At 71.3% G+C, this 15,864-nt stretch carries 15 protein-coding genes; 12 read left to right on the top strand and 3 right to left on the bottom strand.

The genetic code is table 11. From position 1 onward, the window contains the following. Window positions 1-11 precede the first annotated feature (11 nt). The 5 genes from Cs7R123_RS23010 to Cs7R123_RS22990 are packed head-to-tail and all read left to right on the top strand — an operon-like array spanning window position 12 to window position 5,827. Window positions 12-1,091, top strand: a complete 1,080-nt coding sequence (locus tag Cs7R123_RS23010; RefSeq protein ID WP_212829788.1) for a lantibiotic dehydratase C-terminal domain-containing protein — start codon at window positions 12-14, stop codon at window positions 1,089-1,091. Then, window positions 1,088-2,248, top strand: a complete 1,161-nt coding sequence (locus tag Cs7R123_RS23005) for a peptidase M50 (protein WP_212829787.1) — start codon at window positions 1,088-1,090, stop codon at window positions 2,246-2,248. The genes Cs7R123_RS23010 and Cs7R123_RS23005 overlap by 4 nt, the downstream gene beginning before the upstream one ends. Next, window positions 2,245-3,156 (top strand): ABC transporter ATP-binding protein, encoded by a 912-nt coding sequence (locus Cs7R123_RS23000; protein ID WP_212829786.1) that lies wholly within the window; start codon window positions 2,245-2,247, stop codon window positions 3,154-3,156. Before Cs7R123_RS23005 ends, Cs7R123_RS23000 begins: the two co-directional genes overlap by 4 nt. Next, window positions 3,153-3,908, top strand: a complete 756-nt coding sequence (locus Cs7R123_RS22995; protein WP_212829785.1) for an ABC transporter permease — start codon at window positions 3,153-3,155, stop codon at window positions 3,906-3,908. The genes Cs7R123_RS23000 and Cs7R123_RS22995 overlap by 4 nt, the downstream gene beginning before the upstream one ends. Further along, window positions 3,905-5,827 carry a TOMM precursor leader peptide-binding protein gene (locus Cs7R123_RS22990; RefSeq protein ID WP_212829784.1) on the top strand — a complete coding sequence of 641 codons (1,923 nt, stop codon included), beginning with the start codon at window positions 3,905-3,907 and terminating at the stop codon, window positions 5,825-5,827. The genes Cs7R123_RS22995 and Cs7R123_RS22990 overlap by 4 nt, the downstream gene beginning before the upstream one ends. A 63-nt stretch (window positions 5,828-5,890) precedes the next feature. Here Cs7R123_RS22990 and Cs7R123_RS22985 read toward each other — a convergent pair whose 3' ends face one another. Continuing rightward, window positions 5,891-6,067 carry a thiazolylpeptide-type bacteriocin gene (locus tag Cs7R123_RS22985; RefSeq protein ID WP_212829783.1) on the bottom strand — a complete coding sequence of 59 codons (177 nt, stop codon included), beginning with the start codon at window positions 6,065-6,067 and terminating at the stop codon, window positions 5,891-5,893. Between the two features lie 149 nt (window positions 6,068-6,216). Between Cs7R123_RS22985 and Cs7R123_RS22980 the strand changes: the two genes are divergently transcribed. The 3 genes from Cs7R123_RS22980 (at window position 6,217) to Cs7R123_RS22970 (ending at window position 9,815) form a co-directional block, all read left to right on the top strand. Further along, window positions 6,217-7,509: an amidohydrolase gene (locus Cs7R123_RS22980; RefSeq protein WP_212829782.1), complete on the top strand. Its 1,293-nt coding sequence runs from the start codon at window positions 6,217-6,219 to the stop codon at window positions 7,507-7,509. Window positions 7,510-7,569: 60 nt separating this feature from the next. After that, window positions 7,570-7,761: a hypothetical protein gene (locus Cs7R123_RS22975; protein WP_212829781.1), complete on the top strand. Its 192-nt coding sequence runs from the start codon at window positions 7,570-7,572 to the stop codon at window positions 7,759-7,761. 209 nt (window positions 7,762-7,970) lie between these two features. Further along, a complete protein-coding gene (locus tag Cs7R123_RS22970; protein ID WP_212829780.1) occupies window positions 7,971-9,815 on the top strand; it encodes a serine hydrolase in 1,845 nt (614 codons plus the stop codon). 295 nt (window positions 9,816-10,110) lie between these two features. On the opposite strand, the gene Cs7R123_RS22965 is transcribed toward Cs7R123_RS22970, so the two are convergent. Beyond that, entirely contained in the window at window positions 10,111-10,968 is an 858-nt protein-coding gene (locus tag Cs7R123_RS22965; RefSeq protein ID WP_212829779.1) for a hypothetical protein, read from the bottom strand. A 422-nt stretch (window positions 10,969-11,390) separates the two neighbouring features. On the opposite strand from Cs7R123_RS22965, the gene Cs7R123_RS22960 reads away from it, so the two are divergent. After that, on the top strand, window positions 11,391-11,816 hold the full coding sequence (locus tag Cs7R123_RS22960) for a tautomerase family protein (RefSeq protein ID WP_212829778.1): 426 nt from the start codon (window positions 11,391-11,393) through the stop codon (window positions 11,814-11,816). 38 nt (window positions 11,817-11,854) lie between these two features. On the opposite strand, the gene Cs7R123_RS22955 is transcribed toward Cs7R123_RS22960, so the two are convergent. Continuing rightward, on the bottom strand, window positions 11,855-12,115 hold the full coding sequence (locus Cs7R123_RS22955; RefSeq protein WP_212829777.1) for a hypothetical protein: 261 nt from the start codon (window positions 12,113-12,115) through the stop codon (window positions 11,855-11,857). Between the two features lie 765 nt (window positions 12,116-12,880). Between Cs7R123_RS22955 and Cs7R123_RS22950 the strand changes: the two genes are divergently transcribed. The 3 genes from Cs7R123_RS22950 to Cs7R123_RS22940 all read left to right on the top strand — a co-directional run bounded on the left by Cs7R123_RS22950 (window position 12,881) and on the right by Cs7R123_RS22940 (window position 15,454). After that, on the top strand, window positions 12,881-13,522 hold the full coding sequence (locus Cs7R123_RS22950) for an MFS transporter (RefSeq protein ID WP_212829776.1): 642 nt from the start codon (window positions 12,881-12,883) through the stop codon (window positions 13,520-13,522). Then, window positions 13,519-14,442 (top strand): hypothetical protein, encoded by a 924-nt coding sequence (locus Cs7R123_RS22945; RefSeq protein WP_212829775.1) that lies wholly within the window; start codon window positions 13,519-13,521, stop codon window positions 14,440-14,442. Before Cs7R123_RS22950 ends, Cs7R123_RS22945 begins: the two co-directional genes overlap by 4 nt. Before the next feature lie 586 nt (window positions 14,443-15,028). Further along, on the top strand, window positions 15,029-15,454 hold the full coding sequence (locus Cs7R123_RS22940) for a hypothetical protein (RefSeq protein WP_212829774.1): 426 nt from the start codon (window positions 15,029-15,031) through the stop codon (window positions 15,452-15,454). Window positions 15,455-15,864: the final 410 nt, after the last annotated feature.

The following is a 15,864-nucleotide window of genomic DNA, read 5'->3' as shown; positions in this document are numbered from 1 at the left end:
GGGGAGAACCGATGAACACGGCGCCCGACCTCGCGCCCGGCGGCACCGGCGGCACCGACGGCGCGCAGGCGCCGGGGGAGTGGCTGGCGTTGCACGTCTTCTACGCCGCCAACCCGCAGCCGCTGCTGACCGAGTGCGTCGGCCCGCTGGTGCGCGAACTCACCGAGCAGAACCTGCTGTCGGGGCACTTCTTCATCAACTACTGGCTGGAAGGCCCGCACGTGCGGCTGCGGCTGCGGCCGCGCACTCCCGCCGACACCCCCGCCGTGCGGGCCGCGGCCGAGGCCGCGGTGGCCCGGTTCCTCAAGGCCCGCCCGGCGCTGTACGCGATGGGCTTCGGCTTCCTCGGCGAGCTCTACGACATCCTGTTCGCGCTGGAGTACCCGCAGGGCAAGCCCGCCGAACTGGTCGACGCCGACGGCCGGATGCGGTTGCAGCCCAACAACTCCTTCAGCTACCGCCCCTACGAGCCCGAGTACGGCAAGTACGGCGGCCCGCAGGGCGTGGCGGTGGCCGAGTGGCACTTCCAGCACTCGTCCGACCTGGTCATCGGTGCCATCTCCTCGATGAACCTGCACCTGCGCCCGGTGCTGCTGGGCACCGCCGCGCAGCTCATGACCGTGCTGGCGGGCACGTTCCTGCCCGACCGCGCCGCCCTGCTGGACTTCCTGGACGAATACCACAGGTTCTGGCACCGGGCGTTCACCGGGACCGATCTCATCGGCTCCGACGAGTACGCGCGCATGTACGACGGCGTCGCCGACGAGCTGGGCCGCCGGGTGCGGCTGATCCTCGACCTGCTCGCCGGCGGGCAGGCGCAGCGGCTGCCGGGGCTGCTGCGCGGCTGGGCCGGGCACGCGGCCGAGCTGAAGGGCAAGGTGCTGGAACTGGCCGCGTCGGGCCGGCTGGTCATCAGCACCTGGCGGGGCGGCGAGAAGACGATCACCGACGGCGGCGAGGCACTGGCGACGCTGCTGTCGCCGTACCTGCACATGACCAACAACCGGCTGCACGTCACCATCCGCGACGAGGCCTACCTGTCCTACCTGCTGGCCCGGGTGCTGCGGGAGCAGCCGGCGGTGGCGCGATGACCGGATCGGCGCTGCTGGCCAAGCGGCCCCGGCTGCGCGAGGACCTGCTCGTCTCGCGGGCCCTGCGGCGCGGACCGGACACCGTGCACCTGGTCAAGGACCGGACCGGCGGCCGCGCGTTCGAGGTCACCGCCAAGGAGCACTTCCTCATGGTCCGCCTCGACGGATCGCGGTCGCTGGCCGACATCGGCGAACAGTACGCCGCCCGCTTCGGCCGCCGCCTCGGCGACGACCACTGGACCCGGCTGCTGTGGCTGCTGCACGAACGCAACCTGCTGCACCCGCCCGCCGCGGCGGCCGTGGCGCGACCGGCCGCGGTCGAGCTGCGCCGCGGGGTGCGGTGGTTCGGCTGGACGCTGAGCCTGCCGGTGCTCGCGGTGCTGTGCGTCCTGGCCGCGGCGTCCCCGGCCGCCGTGGCGCTGTGCCTGGACCCGTTGTGGCAGGCCGCCCGCCCGGCCTTCGGCGACCCGGTGAGCTGGCTGCTGCTGGGCCTGCTGGCGTGGATCAGCGCCGCGGCGCACGAGTTCGCGCACGGGGTGGCCGCGGTCCGCCTCGGCGCCACCGTCACCCGGATCAACCTGGTCACGTTGACCTGCCGGGTCGAGGACTACCAGTACCTGCCCCGGCGCGCCCACCAGATCGCCATCGCCGCAGCCGGGGCGGTGGCCAACGGCCTGCTGCTGGCGCCGGTATGGGCCGCGGCGCTGGCCACCGGCCCCGGGCACCCGGCCCACCCGGTGCTGTGCGCGTACCTGCTGGTCGGCAGCGTGCAGACGCTGGTCAACCTGGTTCCGCTGGCGCCCCTGGACGGATACAAGATCGTCAGCCATGCCCTGGGCATGCTCGACCTGGCCACCGAGAGCCGCCGCTACCTGAGCACCCTGCCCCGGCGGCTGCTGCGCCGCCGCGGCCCCGCCTACCCCGCGGGCACAGCCGCGTGGCTGGGCCTCTACGCCGCCTGGTGGCTGCTGGCCGTGGCCGCCGTCGCCGCCGCCGTGAGCTACGGCGCCGGGCGGTGGCTCGAACCCGCCCTGGGCGCCTCCTCCTACCTGCTGCCCGCCGCAGCCGTCACACTGACCGTGGCCGGTTGGCTCGCCCGGCCCCGCCCGCACCGCTCCCGATCAGACAACCCGCAGATTCCGAAAGGTGAGTCATGAGTTCGACCGACGCGCCAGCCATCGTGCTGGACGCAGTGAGCAAAACCTACGGTGAGGTGAGAGCCGTCGACAGCGTGTCGCTGACCGTCGGCCGCGGCGAGTTCTTCGGCCTGCTGGGCCCCAACGGCGCCGGCAAGACCACCCTCATCGAGATGGTCGAAGGGCTGCGGGTCCCCGACAGCGGCTCCGTCAGCGTCCTGGGAATGTCGCCGGCGCCGCGCAATCTCGCGCTGCTGCCGCTGATGGGCGTGCAGACCCAGCGCTCGGCGTTCTTCACCCGGCTGACCGCCCGCGAGCACCTGACCACCGTCGCGGCCCTGTACGGCCTACCCGCCGCGGCAGCCGACAAGACCCTCGCGATGGTGGGGCTGACGGCCTCGGCGAATGTCCGGGTCACCAACATCTCCGGCGGTCAGCGCCAGCGGCTCGCCATCGCCTCGGCGCTGGTGCACGACCCGCAGGTGATCTTCCTCGACGAGCCGACCGCGGCACTGGACCCGCAGGCACGCCGCGACCTCGGGCAGATGCTGCGCGAGCTGAAGGCGACGGGCAAGACCATCGTGTACACCACCCATCACCTCGACGAGGCCCAGGGCCTGTGCGACCGGGTCGCGATCATGGCCGCCGGCAGCGTCCTCGCCCTGGGCAGCCCCCGCGACCTCATCGCCCGCTCGCAGGTGGGCACCCGGCTCATCGTGCCCGCCAGCCGCCTGGCCGCCGAGGACGCGGGCCGGCTCGACGGTGTCGACGGCGTGACCGTCGAGGACGGCACGCTCGTCCTGCGGACCAGTCAGGCAGCACGGGTGCTGGCGGCGCTCGGGGCCAGCGGTGGCCTCGACGACGTCGAGACCCGCCCCGCGACCCTCGAAGACGTCTACCTCGAACTGATGGGAGCACCCCGGGCATGAGCACCTACGCCGCGCTGACCCGCGCCAGCTACAAGGCCACCGTCCGCGACGCGACGACGCTGTTCTTCACGTTCGCGTTCCCGCTGGTGTTCCTGGTCATCTTCGGGCTGATCTTCCGGGGCCGGGAGGTCGCCGACACCGGCCACGGCTATGTCGACTTCATCGCCCCCGGGGTGCTGTCCTGGGGCCTGGCCAGCGCCGCCCTGTTCGGGGTCGCGTTCACCCTGATGCAGTGGCGCGCCGACGACCTGCTGCGCATCATCCGGCTGTCGCCGGCGAGCATCCTGTCGGTCGTCGGGTCTCGCTACGTCGTCGCGCTGGGCATCGGCGTCGCGCAGAGCCTGCTGTTCGTCGGCGTGGCGATGCTGCCCGTGTTCGGCATGCGTCCCGACCCGACCTGGCCGCTGGCGCTGCCGGTGATGCTGCTGGCGGTCACCTCGTTCCTGGCCCTGGGCCTGATCGTGGGCTCGCGCGCCAACACGCCCGAGGCGGTCGCCGGGATCGCCAACTTCATCGTCGTGCCGATGGCGTTCCTGTCCGGGTCGTTCTACCCCCTGGAACTGATGCCGGACTGGCTACAGGCGATCTCGCGGGCGCTGCCGCTGCGCTACGTCAACGACGGCATGGCGTACGCCCTGTCCGGGCAGGGCGACATGAACGACTACCTGCTGGCGTGCGGGGCGCTGGTCGGGTACAGCGTCGTCTTCGCGGTCATCGGCGTACGCACGTTCCGCTGGAGCAACGACTCGTGACCCGCACCGCGACGGGGGCGGCGCCAGCCGCCCCCCTGGCGGCGGCCGCGACCCGACTGCACGACTTCCTGCTCACCCGCTGGGCCCGCACCCGCGCGGGCGACCCGCCCCAGGTGGCGGTCCTCGGCGCCGAGGACGTGCCCCACACCCCGGACCCGGCCCGGCGCGACAGCGACGTGCACCTCAGCGCCGCCGCTGTCCTGATCGGACCGTTCGGGGCACCCCGGGGCGCGGCGGCCTGCGGGCACTGCCTGGCGATCAGATGGCAGCGGCTGCGCACCCGCACCGAACGCGACGCCCTGGAGACCGGCGGCCCGCTGACCCCGGCCGGTCCGTGGCCCCACCTCACCGGCCACCACCTCGACGCGGTATGGCAGCTCCGCCAGCACGTACGCGCCTACCGGCCGCCCGCCCCGGCCGACGACCCGCACAGCGGACAGCTGGCCCGCGTCGTCTCCCTGGACCTGCGCACCCTGCGGCCGCGCACCTTCCCGGTGCTGCCCGAACCCCGCTGCCCCTCCTGCTCGACCGCGCACCCCGACGAGCCCCGGCCGCTGGCCCTGCGGCCGCGACCCAAGCCGCGGCCGGACTCCTACCGCCTGGTGGCCCCCGGTGACTACCCGCTGCCGAGGTCGGCGCTGGCCAACCCCGTCTGCGGGGCACTCGGCGCGGGCACCCAGCTCACGATCACGTCACCGACGACCGCACCGGTCACCGGCAGCGTCTTCGTCCGCGGCTACGGCGGCCTGCTCGACGTGTCATGGAGCGGGCAGTCCACCGGCTACGCCGCCAGCGCCTGCCTGGCCTACCTGGAGGGTCTGGAGCGGTACGCGGGCACCCACCGCCGCCGCAACGTGGCACCGGTCGTCGCCGCGTACCGCGACGTCGCCGACCGGGCGCTGCACCCCGACCGCTGCGGTACGTACCCCGAGCACGTGTACGACACCGACCCGATCCTGCGGCGCTTCGACCCCGACCGGCCCATCCCCTGGGTGTGGGGCCACAACCTGCACACCGGGCAGCCGGTGCTGGTGCCGCGCCGCCTGTGTTTCTACAGCTCCGCCGCCGACGGCGACACGTTCGCCCTGTCGTCGTCCAGCGGCTGCGCCACCGGCAGCTGCCTGGAGGAGGCGGCCCTGTTCGGCCTGCTCGAACTGGTCGAACGCGACGCGTTCCTGCTCGCCTGGTACGGCGGCCTGCGGCTGCCGCGCATCGACCCGGACACCTGCGGCCCGGCCGTGCGGGACATGGTCGCCCGCGCGGAGCTTCAGGGCTACCGCATCCTCGCCTTCGACAACCGGATCGACCTGGACATCCCGGTGGTCACCAGCCTCGCCGTACGCCACGACGGCGGGCCCGGCCTGCTGTCGTTCGCGGCCGCGGCGCACCTCGACCCGCGGCAGGCCGTGGCCGCAGCGCTGGCCGAGTCGCTGACCTACATCCCGCACCAGCCCGCGACCGTACACCGACGCCGAGCCGAACTGGAGGCGATGGCCGACGACTACACGCTGGTCCAGCGCCTGCCGGACCATGCCGCGCTGTTCGGGCTGCCCCGCATGGCCGGCCACGCCGCGACCTATCTGGACGACCGCCCGACCCTGCCGCTGGGCGACGCCTACACCGGCTACCGGCCGCCCGGCACCGGCGACCTGCTCGACGACCTGCGCGCCGTGCTGGACACCCTGCGGCGACGCGGCCTGGAGGCTGTGCTGGTGGACCAGACCACACCCGAGCAGGAGGCGGTGGGCCTGCGGTCGGTCTGCGCCATGGTGCCCGGTCTGCTGCCGATCGACTTCGGCTGGACCCGTCAGCGGGCGCCGCACCTGCCCCGGCTGCGCACCGCGGCCCGGACGGCAGGGCTGGCCCCGGCCGACCTCACCGACGCGGACCTGCGGTTGGTGCCGCATCCCTTCCCCTGAACGCGGCACCGCCGAGGCGCGGCGGCAGGCCGACCGGAGACGGCCCGCCACCGCCTGCGGCCATCAGGCCGAGCAGCTCGTGGTGGAGGTGGTGCTGCTGCACGTCGAGGTGGTGCCCGAGGACGAGCACGAGGCCAGGATGGCCTCGGAGGCGTCCGCGTAGTCGGAGATCGCGAACGTCTCGGACTCCAGCTCGAGGATCTCCTGGGCGAGGGCGTTGAGGTCGGTCTGCGGCGCCATGAGGGGACTCCTGTCGTCATAGGCCGGACGTCCCGGCCCGCTGCCGCCAAGCACACCACGTGCCGCTCACCGATCACCTGGCAGCGGGACGACAGCCCGCTGTCGCCGGGTGACAGCGAAATGACAGCGAAGTGATCTTGACTGGCCCCATGGCGACACGCTCGGCGCAGGCCGCCGCCCCGGACCGCCCGGCCGTCGACGCCGACCTGTCCGACGCGGCCGTGCGGCTCTACCGTGAGCTGCACGCCCACCCCGAGCTGTCCGGCGCGGAGCAGCAGACCGCCGAGCGCTTCGCCGCGGCACTGCGCTCGGCCGGACACGACGTCACCACCGGCGTCGGCGGCCACGGCGTCGTCGGCGTGCTGGCCAACGGGCCGGGCCCGACAGTGCTGCTGCGCGCCGAACTCGACGCACTGCCGGTGGCCGAGCAGACCGGCCTGCCCTACGCCAGCACCGCCACCGGCCGCACCCCGGACGGACGCGACGTGCCGGTCATGCACGCCTGCGGACACGACCTGCACCTGGCCGCCGCAGCCGGGGCCGCCGCCACGTTGACCCGCCGCCGGGACAGCTGGCAGGGCACACTGCTGGTGATCGGCCAGCCCGCCGAGGAGACCCTGCACGGGGCCGCGGCCATGCTCGCCGACGGACTCCACGAGCGCTTCGGCCGCCCCGATGCCGTGCTGGCACAGCACGCGGCCGTGCTGCCGGCCGGGATGGTGGCCCACGGCGCGGGCCCGATCACCGCCGGCGGCGTCACGTTGGAGATCACCATCACCGGGCGCGGCGGCCACGTCGCCACGCCGCACCTGTGCGTCGACCCGGTGGTGATCGCCGCAACCGCCGTGGTGCAGCTCCAAGCCATCGTGTCCCGCCAGACCGGCCCGGCCGACCCGGTGTCCCTGTCGGTCGGCACGATCCACGGCGGCAGCCACGCCGGTGTCATCGCCGACCAGGTCACCCTCGGCGTCACCCTGCGGGCGCTGTCCGAGCCGACCCTGCGGCACCTGCTCGACAGCACGGTCCGCACCGTCCGCGCCTGCTGCGACGCAGGCGGATGCCCCGAGCCGCCGCTGATCCGCGAGGCGTCGCGCAGCCCGGTCAACCGCAACGACCCGACGCTGGCCGCCCGGGTGCGGGCCGCCCACGAGGCGGCGCTGGGCGCCGAGCGGGTCGCCTGGTGGCCGCCGTCGCTGGCGACCGAGGACTTCCCGCTGCTGGGCGACGGCTGCATCCCGACCGTGTACTGGATGCTCGGCACGGTCGGACCGAGCCGGTGGCGCGCCACGCCGGGCGGCAGCGCCGCCGAGAAGATGGCGGCGCTACCGACCAACCACAGCGCGGCCTTCGCGCCGTACGACCGCCTGGCCGTACCCGGCGGCATCCACGCACTGACCACCGCGGCCCTGGCCGTGCTGGCACCGGTGCCCCCGGCTCGGTGACCGCGAAGCGATCCGCGCCGCCGTCCGTCTCCCCAGTCCCGACCCGTGAAGGAGTCCGTTGTGAAGTTCTATGAGCTGATCGGTGTCATCTGGATCTGCGGCATGGTGGTCATCGCGCTGACCTGGATCGTCCTGCGCCATCGCCGGGAGCAGGCGCGGACGGCGGCCGCGGCCGCCGGCGGCTCTGCGGAGCTGGCCGACCTGCGGGCCCGGGTGGCCCGGATCGAGGCGCTGCTCGCTGAGACCGAGTGACGGCCCGGACCGTGGCACGGCGGCGGCCGACCGCGCCCGAGCCGGCCGTCGCCGCAGGGGGCCCGCCTGATGGCCCGTGGCGTCGACCTCGACGGGGCATCGTGCCTGCGCTGAACGATCACCTGGTGCGGGGTATGCCGAGATGCGTCGGGGCCGTCGACAACGGGAGTGCGGCGTACTAGCTTTCGAACATGGATAGGCGTCGATTTATGAACCTCGCCCTGGCCTCCGGGGCGGGAGCGGGACTGTCCAGCCTGGTCGGCGAGGCCGCACAAGCCGCGCCGTTCAACTACTTCGACCGGCGCATCCCCGACGAGGCCCACCTGAAGATCGCCGAACTCGCGCCACAGGGGATCTCCGCAGTCGCCTTCACACCCAGCAACGGCTGGGTCGTCGTGACGCAGACCGGCACCTACTTCGCACGCAACATCCCGCCGGAGTGCTTCACCACGCTCGGCCAGCTGATCGCATCAGGTGTGCAGATCAACTGCGTGGCGTTCCCGCCCGCGGGAGGCAACAGCTGGGTCATCACCGGCAACGGCGGGTTCTTCTGCCGCAACATTCCGCAGGAGTGCGCGGACACCATCGCTCAGCGCTACACCGCAGGGCAGCCCGTGACCGATGTGGCATTCCCCCCAGGCGGCGCAAACAGCTGGACGGTCGCGACCGCCACAGGCTTCTTCGCGCGCAACGTGGACGACGAGTGCTTCCAGATGATGCGCAACCTCACCCAGGCCGGGCGATCCGTGACCCGGGTGGCCTTCCCCTACACCGGCGGATGGACGGTCGTCGCCCAGGACGAGTTCTTCGCCCGCAACATCGACGCCGAGTGCTACCAGCAGATGAACGCGTTCGCCGCAGGCGGCTGGCAGCTGCACACGATCGCGTTCTCGCCGGTCAACAACGGCTGGTCGCTGTGCTCGCGCGGACCGGTACCCCCGCTGCCGCCCGACCCGATCCGCCAGATCGAGCGCATGGTCGGCAACGGCATGGGCATGTGGGCGAGCATGGCCGCCACGGGCGCACCCGGGGTGGCAGCGGCCTTCCTGGTCAACAACCAGATCGCCTGGTCGACCGGCTACGGATGGCTGGAGGCCGGCCAGCCGGTCGCGACCCATCCCGAAAGCGCGTTCCAAGCCGCGTCGATCAGCAAGGCCGTGGCGAGCCTCGGCTTCATGCGCCTGGTCCAGACGTCGATGGGCGCCCTGCCACTCAACGCCGACGTGCGACCCCTGCTCAACTGGCCACTCGGCCAGCGCGCATGTCTGGCCCCCGGACCCGCCCCCACCCTCGACCTGCTGCTGGCACACCGGGCCGGTGTCATCGGCCGCGGCTCCACGTTCCCGCTCAACGCCTGCGCCGGCTTCGACGCCAACTCCGGCGGCGGCTTCTCAGGCTACGGCCCGGGAGTGCCCGTACCCACCCTGCTCGACGTCCTCAACGGGCTGGGCAACTCGCCACGCGTCGAACTCAGCACCACGCCAGGCACGCAATACCATTACTCCGGCCCAGGATTCACCGTTCTGCAACGGATGCTCGAGCAGCGCACCGGCCAGACCCTGGCCCAGTACATGGCAAACCAGATCTTCGCACCGCTGGGCATGACCACCAGCTCATACGACCTCGCACCGGCGTTCCAGCTCGCCGCCGGGCACGTCGGCGGAGCCGTCATCCCCGGCAAACGCAACCGCTACCCCGAATCCGCAGCCGCCGGCCTCTACACCAACGTCCTGGACCTCGGCACGCTGCTCGGCTACCTCAACCGCGCCTGGACCGCACCCGGCGACATTCCGGGCCCCCTGAACAAGGCCAGCGTGACCACGATGCTGAGCCCGGGCCCGACACCCGACATGGGCCGAGGCTGGTTCCTGACCGCACCTGGCACCCCCAACTTCTCCTACAACCACACCGGTTCCAACTTCGGCTTCAAGACCGAGATCCGCGGCTACCCGACCCGCGGCATGGGCTACGCCATCCTCACCAACGGCGACGACTTCAACCTCGTCACGGCGATCGCCGATGCCATCAGGGCAACCTACGGCCTACCCGCCTGACCCGGCCCAGAGGCTTCCAGCGTCGCGAACGAGGAGGACACCCGATGCGCGGCCGACATCGGCGACCTGGATCCGGGACAGGCTGGCCAGCTCAGGGTCGGCCTGAGGCCAACTGCCCCGAGCCGGGACCACCGACGACGATGGTGGTTCACCAAGTCCGGCCGGTGATCGGTGCGGTGGTGCTCCCTTGCCGGTGCACCACCGCCTAGCAGGGAAGAACGACGATGCGACTGGTCACACCCAGCGACTGGTCACACCCACCACAACAGACCCGGCCGGGAAGGCGCCGTGGAGGCTAGCTGCTCAGAGGCGAGCTGGCCGAGCCGCCGAGGTTGCTGCGTACGGTGATCGATTGCGGGTTGGTGACCCAGCCCCGCTGGTCGGAGTAGCGGCCTCCGCCGTTGTTGGTCAGATTGAACATGAACCCGCCGGAGCTGGTGTAGACGCTCAAGATCGCGCTCGGGTTGGTGCTCGTGGCCTCGATCGTGAGCAGGCCCTGCTTCCAGCGCGCCTTGGTGATGCGGACGACGTCGGGCGCCGGGGGCGTCCCGGGGCTGACCGTGACGGTGGCGGTGGCGGTCACCCCGAACCAGCGCGCGGTGATGGTCACGGTCGTCGTCGACGACACCGGCGATGTCGTGAGGTTGAAGGCGCCGGTGGACTGGTTCGCAGCGACCACGGTGTCGGTCGGGACCTGGGCCACGGCCGGGTTGCTGCTGAACAGCTGCACGTTCGCGCCCTGCGTCATCGCCGCACTGAAGCGGACCGTGCCGGTGGCGTTCTGCCCGCCGACCAGGGCCGACGGGGTGAGCGACACCGAGGTCAGCGACGGGCCGGGCGGCGTGGCGGCGTTGACCGACAGGTTGGCCGACCGTGGGGTGTTGCCGACCCAGGCGGTGATCTGCACGATGGTCGGTGGCGCGGCGGCGTTGGTGGTGATCGGGAACGTGACCGCACTGGACCCCGCCGGGACCACTGCCGACGCGGGAACGGCAGCGACGTTCGGGTCGCTGCTGAACACCAGCACCGTGTTGTCGACGGTGTCGGGGAAGGCCAGGGTGACCGTGCCCTGCGCGGTTTCGCCGTCGCGTACGGTCGACGGCGCGATCGACAGCGAGCTGATGATCCCGGTGGCCGCGGCGGGACTCGGCATGAGCAGCACTGAACTGAGGGTTGTCAGGATTGCGAGTACGCTCAACCGGCGCATACGGCCTCCCCAAGGGCTTGTTTCTATCGTCGTGAGTCTATGGGCTGCCTGTGTGGCGCCGCCACCGCACGAAACGACCGTCGATGCACGCGCCGTGGTCGCCACTGACTGCCTCGCTGAAGAGCTGCCATGAGGTCCCAGGTACCGCCGACTTCGCTGTCGGCGTGCCACTGCTGCTGCACGAGGCTTGGGCTTTGGAACCCGACCGTCCGGCGGCATTCAGGCGGGAAAGCTGACGCGTCGACCGCCACCAGCGGTAATTTGATCTGATGAGGCTGCGGCGATCGGGGCACCAGCCCAGGACCGGCGCGGTGACCGTCGTCCGTCGCCCGCCGTCATATCTGAGCGTGCAGGAGCTGTGATCTGCCATGCCGCTGTGGAACGTGTATCACACGCCCGGAGTGTTCACGGCCGAGCAGAAGCGTCGGCTCGCTGCTCGCATCACCGAAAGCTACGAGGCGATCGGGCTGCCGCGGTTCTACGTGATGACGCTGTTCCACGAGACCCGTCCCGAGGACTTCTTCGTCGGCGGGGAGCCGGCGTCGGTCGCGGTCCGCGTCGTCATCGATCATATCGCCCGCCACAATCCTGACCAGGACAGCAGGCGCCGGACGGCCCGGTGGGTCGAGGAGATCCTGCGGCTCGACATCGCAGACATCCCGGGGGTGCACTGGGAGTTCCACGTGGACGAGACCAGCGAGGACCTGTGGATGATCAACGGCCTGGTGCCGCCGCCGGGTGGCTCCGAAGCCGAGAGGCTCTGGGCACGGAACAACGCGACATCGCCCTACTGACGCTCCCGGCCGATGCCACACGCCCGTGCACGGCGCCGTCAGCGCAATGCGGTCTCACCGGCACCTACGGCTCGCATGGCGCGTTCGACGGTTTCCTCGTTCTCGCCGACCGGAGCCACGTAGCCGACGACGTCGCGAGCGGCCGCCTGCCCCAGAGCTCGGGTGATCACCCAGGTCGCCAGGTACTGTGACGCCAGGCAGCCGCCGGCGGTGGCGATGTTGCCCTCGGCGTGGAACGGCGCGTCCAGCACGGTGAGCCGTACGCCTCGACGTACGGCCGGCTGGTCAGGTCCGTGCACGCCGGCATGGTGCCCAGCAGCCCGAGCCGGGCCAGTACGAGCGCCCCGGAGCACTGCGACCCGATCAGCTGCCGCGAAGGGTCGAGCGGCAACAGTGACAGCAGCCGGTCATCGGCGATCACGTCGCGGGTCCTCACTCCGCTGCCGATCAGAACGGCGTCGGCCTCGGTGACGAACTCCAGCGGTCGCTGACCGGTCACCTCGACGCCATTCATCGACGTGACCGATGGCGTGGGGGTGGTGATGAAGGCCCGCAGACCGCTCTTGCGACACCTGTTGATCATCGAGGCGGCGATGAATGGCGTCGAGCTCGTTGAACCCGTCGAAAGTCACCACGGCTACCTGCATCGCCACTCCTCACCTGGGCACGTCCGACGTCAGCGTGCCTGTTGCGGCGCAACTGTGGGTAGGGCCAATCTGCTGCTGCTGGCCTGGACTCCTGCGGCGCAGGCCAGATCCGGCTGCCGCCGCGGCGCAGCCTTCGCTGATACGGACCGGCGCCGCCGGGTGCCCGGTCCGCGGCCGAGAAGTCCGGTCCTACGTCCAGCGGTCCGGCGGCGACCCGGACACGCCGGAAACCTCGCCGATCCGGGCGGCGGTGCGGCCCACAACCTCACGACGCCGGATGGATGGTGAAGGCCACCACGCCCGGACGATACCGGTCGTCGGAGCAGTGCACCGGCCGACCCTGGTCCGTCCAGCTCATCCAGCGGTCGCGCAGCAGCGGGCTGGACCGCCTCGACCCGCAGCAGCGCGTGTGTCGCCGTGTTCGGCGTGCTGCTGCTGGCACTGTTCGTCCGAGACCACCGCGGCGCACTGCCCCCGGCCAAGGTGTCGCCAACGGCCGCTTTCGGGCTGTTGCGCGGACGCCGGTTCCGCACCCTCACCGTGGCCGCGGTACTGCTCGGCCTCAGCACCGTCGGCGACGGCTTCGTGTACCTGATCCTGCAGCGCCGCGACGACCTGCCCGTCCTGGCCTTCCCGCTGCTGGCCGTCGGCACGAGCCTGGCATACCTGCTCCTGTCCATCCCCGCCGGCAGACTGGCCGACCGGGTGGGCCGCTGGCCGGTGATCCTCGCCGGATACGCCGCCCTGCTCGCCGTCTACCTGCTGCTGGCCGCCGGGCAAGGCCCACTGCCGCTGATCCTGCTGCTGTACGGGGCGTTCTACGCAGGCACCGACGGCGTCCTGATGGCACTGGCCGGTTCATTGCTACCCGAAGCGCTGCGCACCAGCGGCCTGGCACTGATCCAGAGCGGGCAGGCGCTGGCCTACCTCGGCTCGTCGGTGCTGTTCGGCCTGGCCTGGCAGTTCTGGGGCGCGCCCGCCGCGTGCCTGGCCGCGGCCGGCGCCGTTGCCGTGGCCCTGCCCGTGTCCGCAATCCTGCTCAAAGGACGTGACTCATGAAATGGCGCATAGTCACCACCGTCGCCGCAGCTGCGCTGCTCGCGGCCGTCGCTGTGGGGTACGCGCTGGCCAGGCCCGTTCCGGCCGTGACCGAAACCGGCGTCGCCCTGACCGGGCCAGGGCTGCTGGTCCGAGACACCGTCTCCGGGCGCATGGCCGTGCAGTATCCCGACGGCACTCGGGCGCAGACGCCGCTGGTCTGCGCCCGGGTGTACGCCGCGGCGGGAACCGGGGCCTGCCTCCGCGAGGGAGCAGGCTCCTACCAGCTCGTGGTGCTCGACAACGCACTGCGGGAGCTGCGCACCGAGCCGCTCGGCGGGGTACCCAACCGGGTGCGGGTCTCGGCTGACGGCCGGATGGTGTCGTGGACCGTGTTCGTCACCGGGGACTCCTACAACACCGGCGAATTCTCGACCCGCACCGGGATCCTCGACACCCGTACCGGAACGCTCGTGGACAGCCTGGAGGGGTTCACCGTGCAGGACGGCCGCCCCAACCAGGACGCCAATTTCTGGGGAGTCACGTTCGCCGCCGACGAGAACCGGTTCTACGCGACGATGTCCACGGGAGGCCGCCGTTTCCTGATGGAGGGTGACTTCGCCACCAGGTCCATGCGGCGGATAGCCGAGAACGTGGAGTGTCCGTCACTTTCGCCGGACAACACCCGCCTGGCGTACAAGAAGATGCTCCCGGACCGCAGCTGGCGGCTGACGGTGCTGTCACTGGCCGACCTGACGCAGACCCCGCTGGCCGAGACGCGCAGCGTCGACGACCAGGTCGCGTGGCTCGACGACCGGACCGTGGCCTACGGGCTGCCGCGCCCTGGATCGGGAGCCGATGTGTGGACGGTACCTGCGGACGGCGGCGGCGCACCACGGCTGCTGGCCGCCGACGCCGAGTCCCCGGCCGTCCTGCGCTGAGGCGGCCACGAGGGCGCCCCACCGTCGGCGTCGAGGTTGCCGCGGACGAGCTTGATCGGACGGTTGTCCGGCGGCAGGCCGGTAGCCCAGACGCCGGTGACGAGCAGGTCCGCCGCCTCCATCCGGGAAGGGCCGGGGTGTGTTTGCCCGCGGGCTTGTTCGGGGTGTCCTGGGCGGCGGCGCTGGCACCTCACGGCGCGGCGTGGCAGTCGAGGCCGAAGCACGCGAACGCGCCGGCGGTCGCGAGTGCTTCCAGGCGGCCGACGCTCAGCCCGGCCCGACGACGGTGACCCGGACGCGGCGATGGTCGCGAGTCGCGGCATGCGGCGTTCTGCGGTCCTGCCGGCCATCATCCGAAGGTGAGTCCGCTGCGATATCTGCTGGCGGGTTGCCCGGTTTGGTGCGGACTGGAGCATGGTTGCGGGACGGGTACCAGCCGCCCATGCACCGAGTCTTGACACGACGGGGGCGCTGCGGGACCTTACTGCCTTGATCTAGTGAGGCGGACGTTCAGGGGGCCGATGTGGGTCGGGTGCGGTTCTGGTGGTGGGGGTGGGCGGTCGCCGCGCTTATCGTGCTTGGTGCCGTGGCATGGCAGATGCTGATCGTCGCAAACGACGGTGTCGATGAGGAGGCAAGCTCTCGGACGTACCGTGACGAAGCCGTGTGTCTGTTGACTGATCAGGACGGGATCCTGAAGGAACCAGCCAAGCAGGTGTGGCTTGGCCTGAGCGACGGGTCGTTACAGACGCTGGTGAAGGTGCAGTACCTGGCCGTCACCGGTGCGCAGACGGCCGACAACGGCCGGACGTTCGTGGCAGGGCTGGCTCAGTCGGACTGCGAGATGATCATAGCGGTCGGTGACGTTCCGGTTCAGGCTGTGCGTGAAAGCGCTTCCCGGTTCACGGGTCAACGGTTCGTGTTGGTGGGTGTCGATGATGGAGCGGGGTTGGAAACGCTGCAAGCGTCGCGAATGGCGGCATGCGATCTCATCACGGATGTATTCGGTTGATGCGTGGCCGGAACTGCACTGATGCGGGAGAGAGCTGCAAACCATAACGACCAACGCGCAGGCCTTCAAAATGGTTCACGAGACACGGTAACGAATTGGTAAAGATTCTTCTCGGTTGACGCAGGTGCGAGTCGGCCAGGTGTCGCCATCAAGTCGGTAACTGTGGGTAGTTGACCGATGTCACTGCCACCATATACATAGGGGAGCATGCGTTTATGGCTTGAGCCGATCCCGTGCGTATGCGGCTGATAGCGGCGGTGCAGGGGCAGCGGTGGGCTGATTGATCTCGGTATGGTGCCGCCTGCCGTTCGCCGAGCAGGGAGTGCAGCCATGCCGAGCCGCCAGCCTCGTTATGTCATAACGACAGCAGTCAGCTCCGGACGCACGCCTGCGTCCGCCGGGCTGCGGCG

The organism is Catellatospora sp. TT07R-123, assembly GCF_018327705.1.
Taxonomy (GTDB): domain Bacteria; phylum Actinomycetota; class Actinomycetes; order Mycobacteriales; family Micromonosporaceae; genus Catellatospora.
This window is presented reverse-complemented; position numbering and strand designations above follow the sequence as displayed.

Excerpts from the sequence above, each read along its gene's own strand:
- Cs7R123_RS23010 (WP_212829788.1), top strand. The coding sequence starts at position 12 with ATGAACACGGCGCCCGACCTCGCGCCCGGCGGCACCGGCGGCACCGAC.
- Cs7R123_RS23005 (WP_212829787.1), top strand. The coding sequence starts at position 1,088 with ATGACCGGATCGGCGCTGCTGGCCAAGCGGCCCCGGCTGCGCGAGGAC.
- Cs7R123_RS23000 (WP_212829786.1), top strand. The coding sequence starts at position 2,245 with ATGAGTTCGACCGACGCGCCAGCCATCGTGCTGGACGCAGTGAGCAAA.
- Cs7R123_RS22995 (WP_212829785.1), top strand. The coding sequence starts at position 3,153 with ATGAGCACCTACGCCGCGCTGACCCGCGCCAGCTACAAGGCCACCGTC.
- Cs7R123_RS22985 (WP_212829783.1), bottom strand. The coding sequence starts at position 6,067 with ATGGCGCCGCAGACCGACCTCAACGCCCTCGCCCAGGAGATCCTCGAG.
- Cs7R123_RS22980 (WP_212829782.1), top strand. The coding sequence starts at position 6,217 with ATGGCGACACGCTCGGCGCAGGCCGCCGCCCCGGACCGCCCGGCCGTC.
- Cs7R123_RS22970 (WP_212829780.1), top strand. The coding sequence starts at position 7,971 with ATGAACCTCGCCCTGGCCTCCGGGGCGGGAGCGGGACTGTCCAGCCTG.
- Cs7R123_RS22965 (WP_212829779.1), bottom strand. The coding sequence starts at position 10,968 with ATGCCGAGTCCCGCCGCGGCCACCGGGATCATCAGCTCGCTGTCGATC.
- Cs7R123_RS22960 (WP_212829778.1), top strand. The coding sequence starts at position 11,391 with ATGCCGCTGTGGAACGTGTATCACACGCCCGGAGTGTTCACGGCCGAG.
- Cs7R123_RS22945 (WP_212829775.1), top strand. The coding sequence starts at position 13,519 with ATGAAATGGCGCATAGTCACCACCGTCGCCGCAGCTGCGCTGCTCGCG.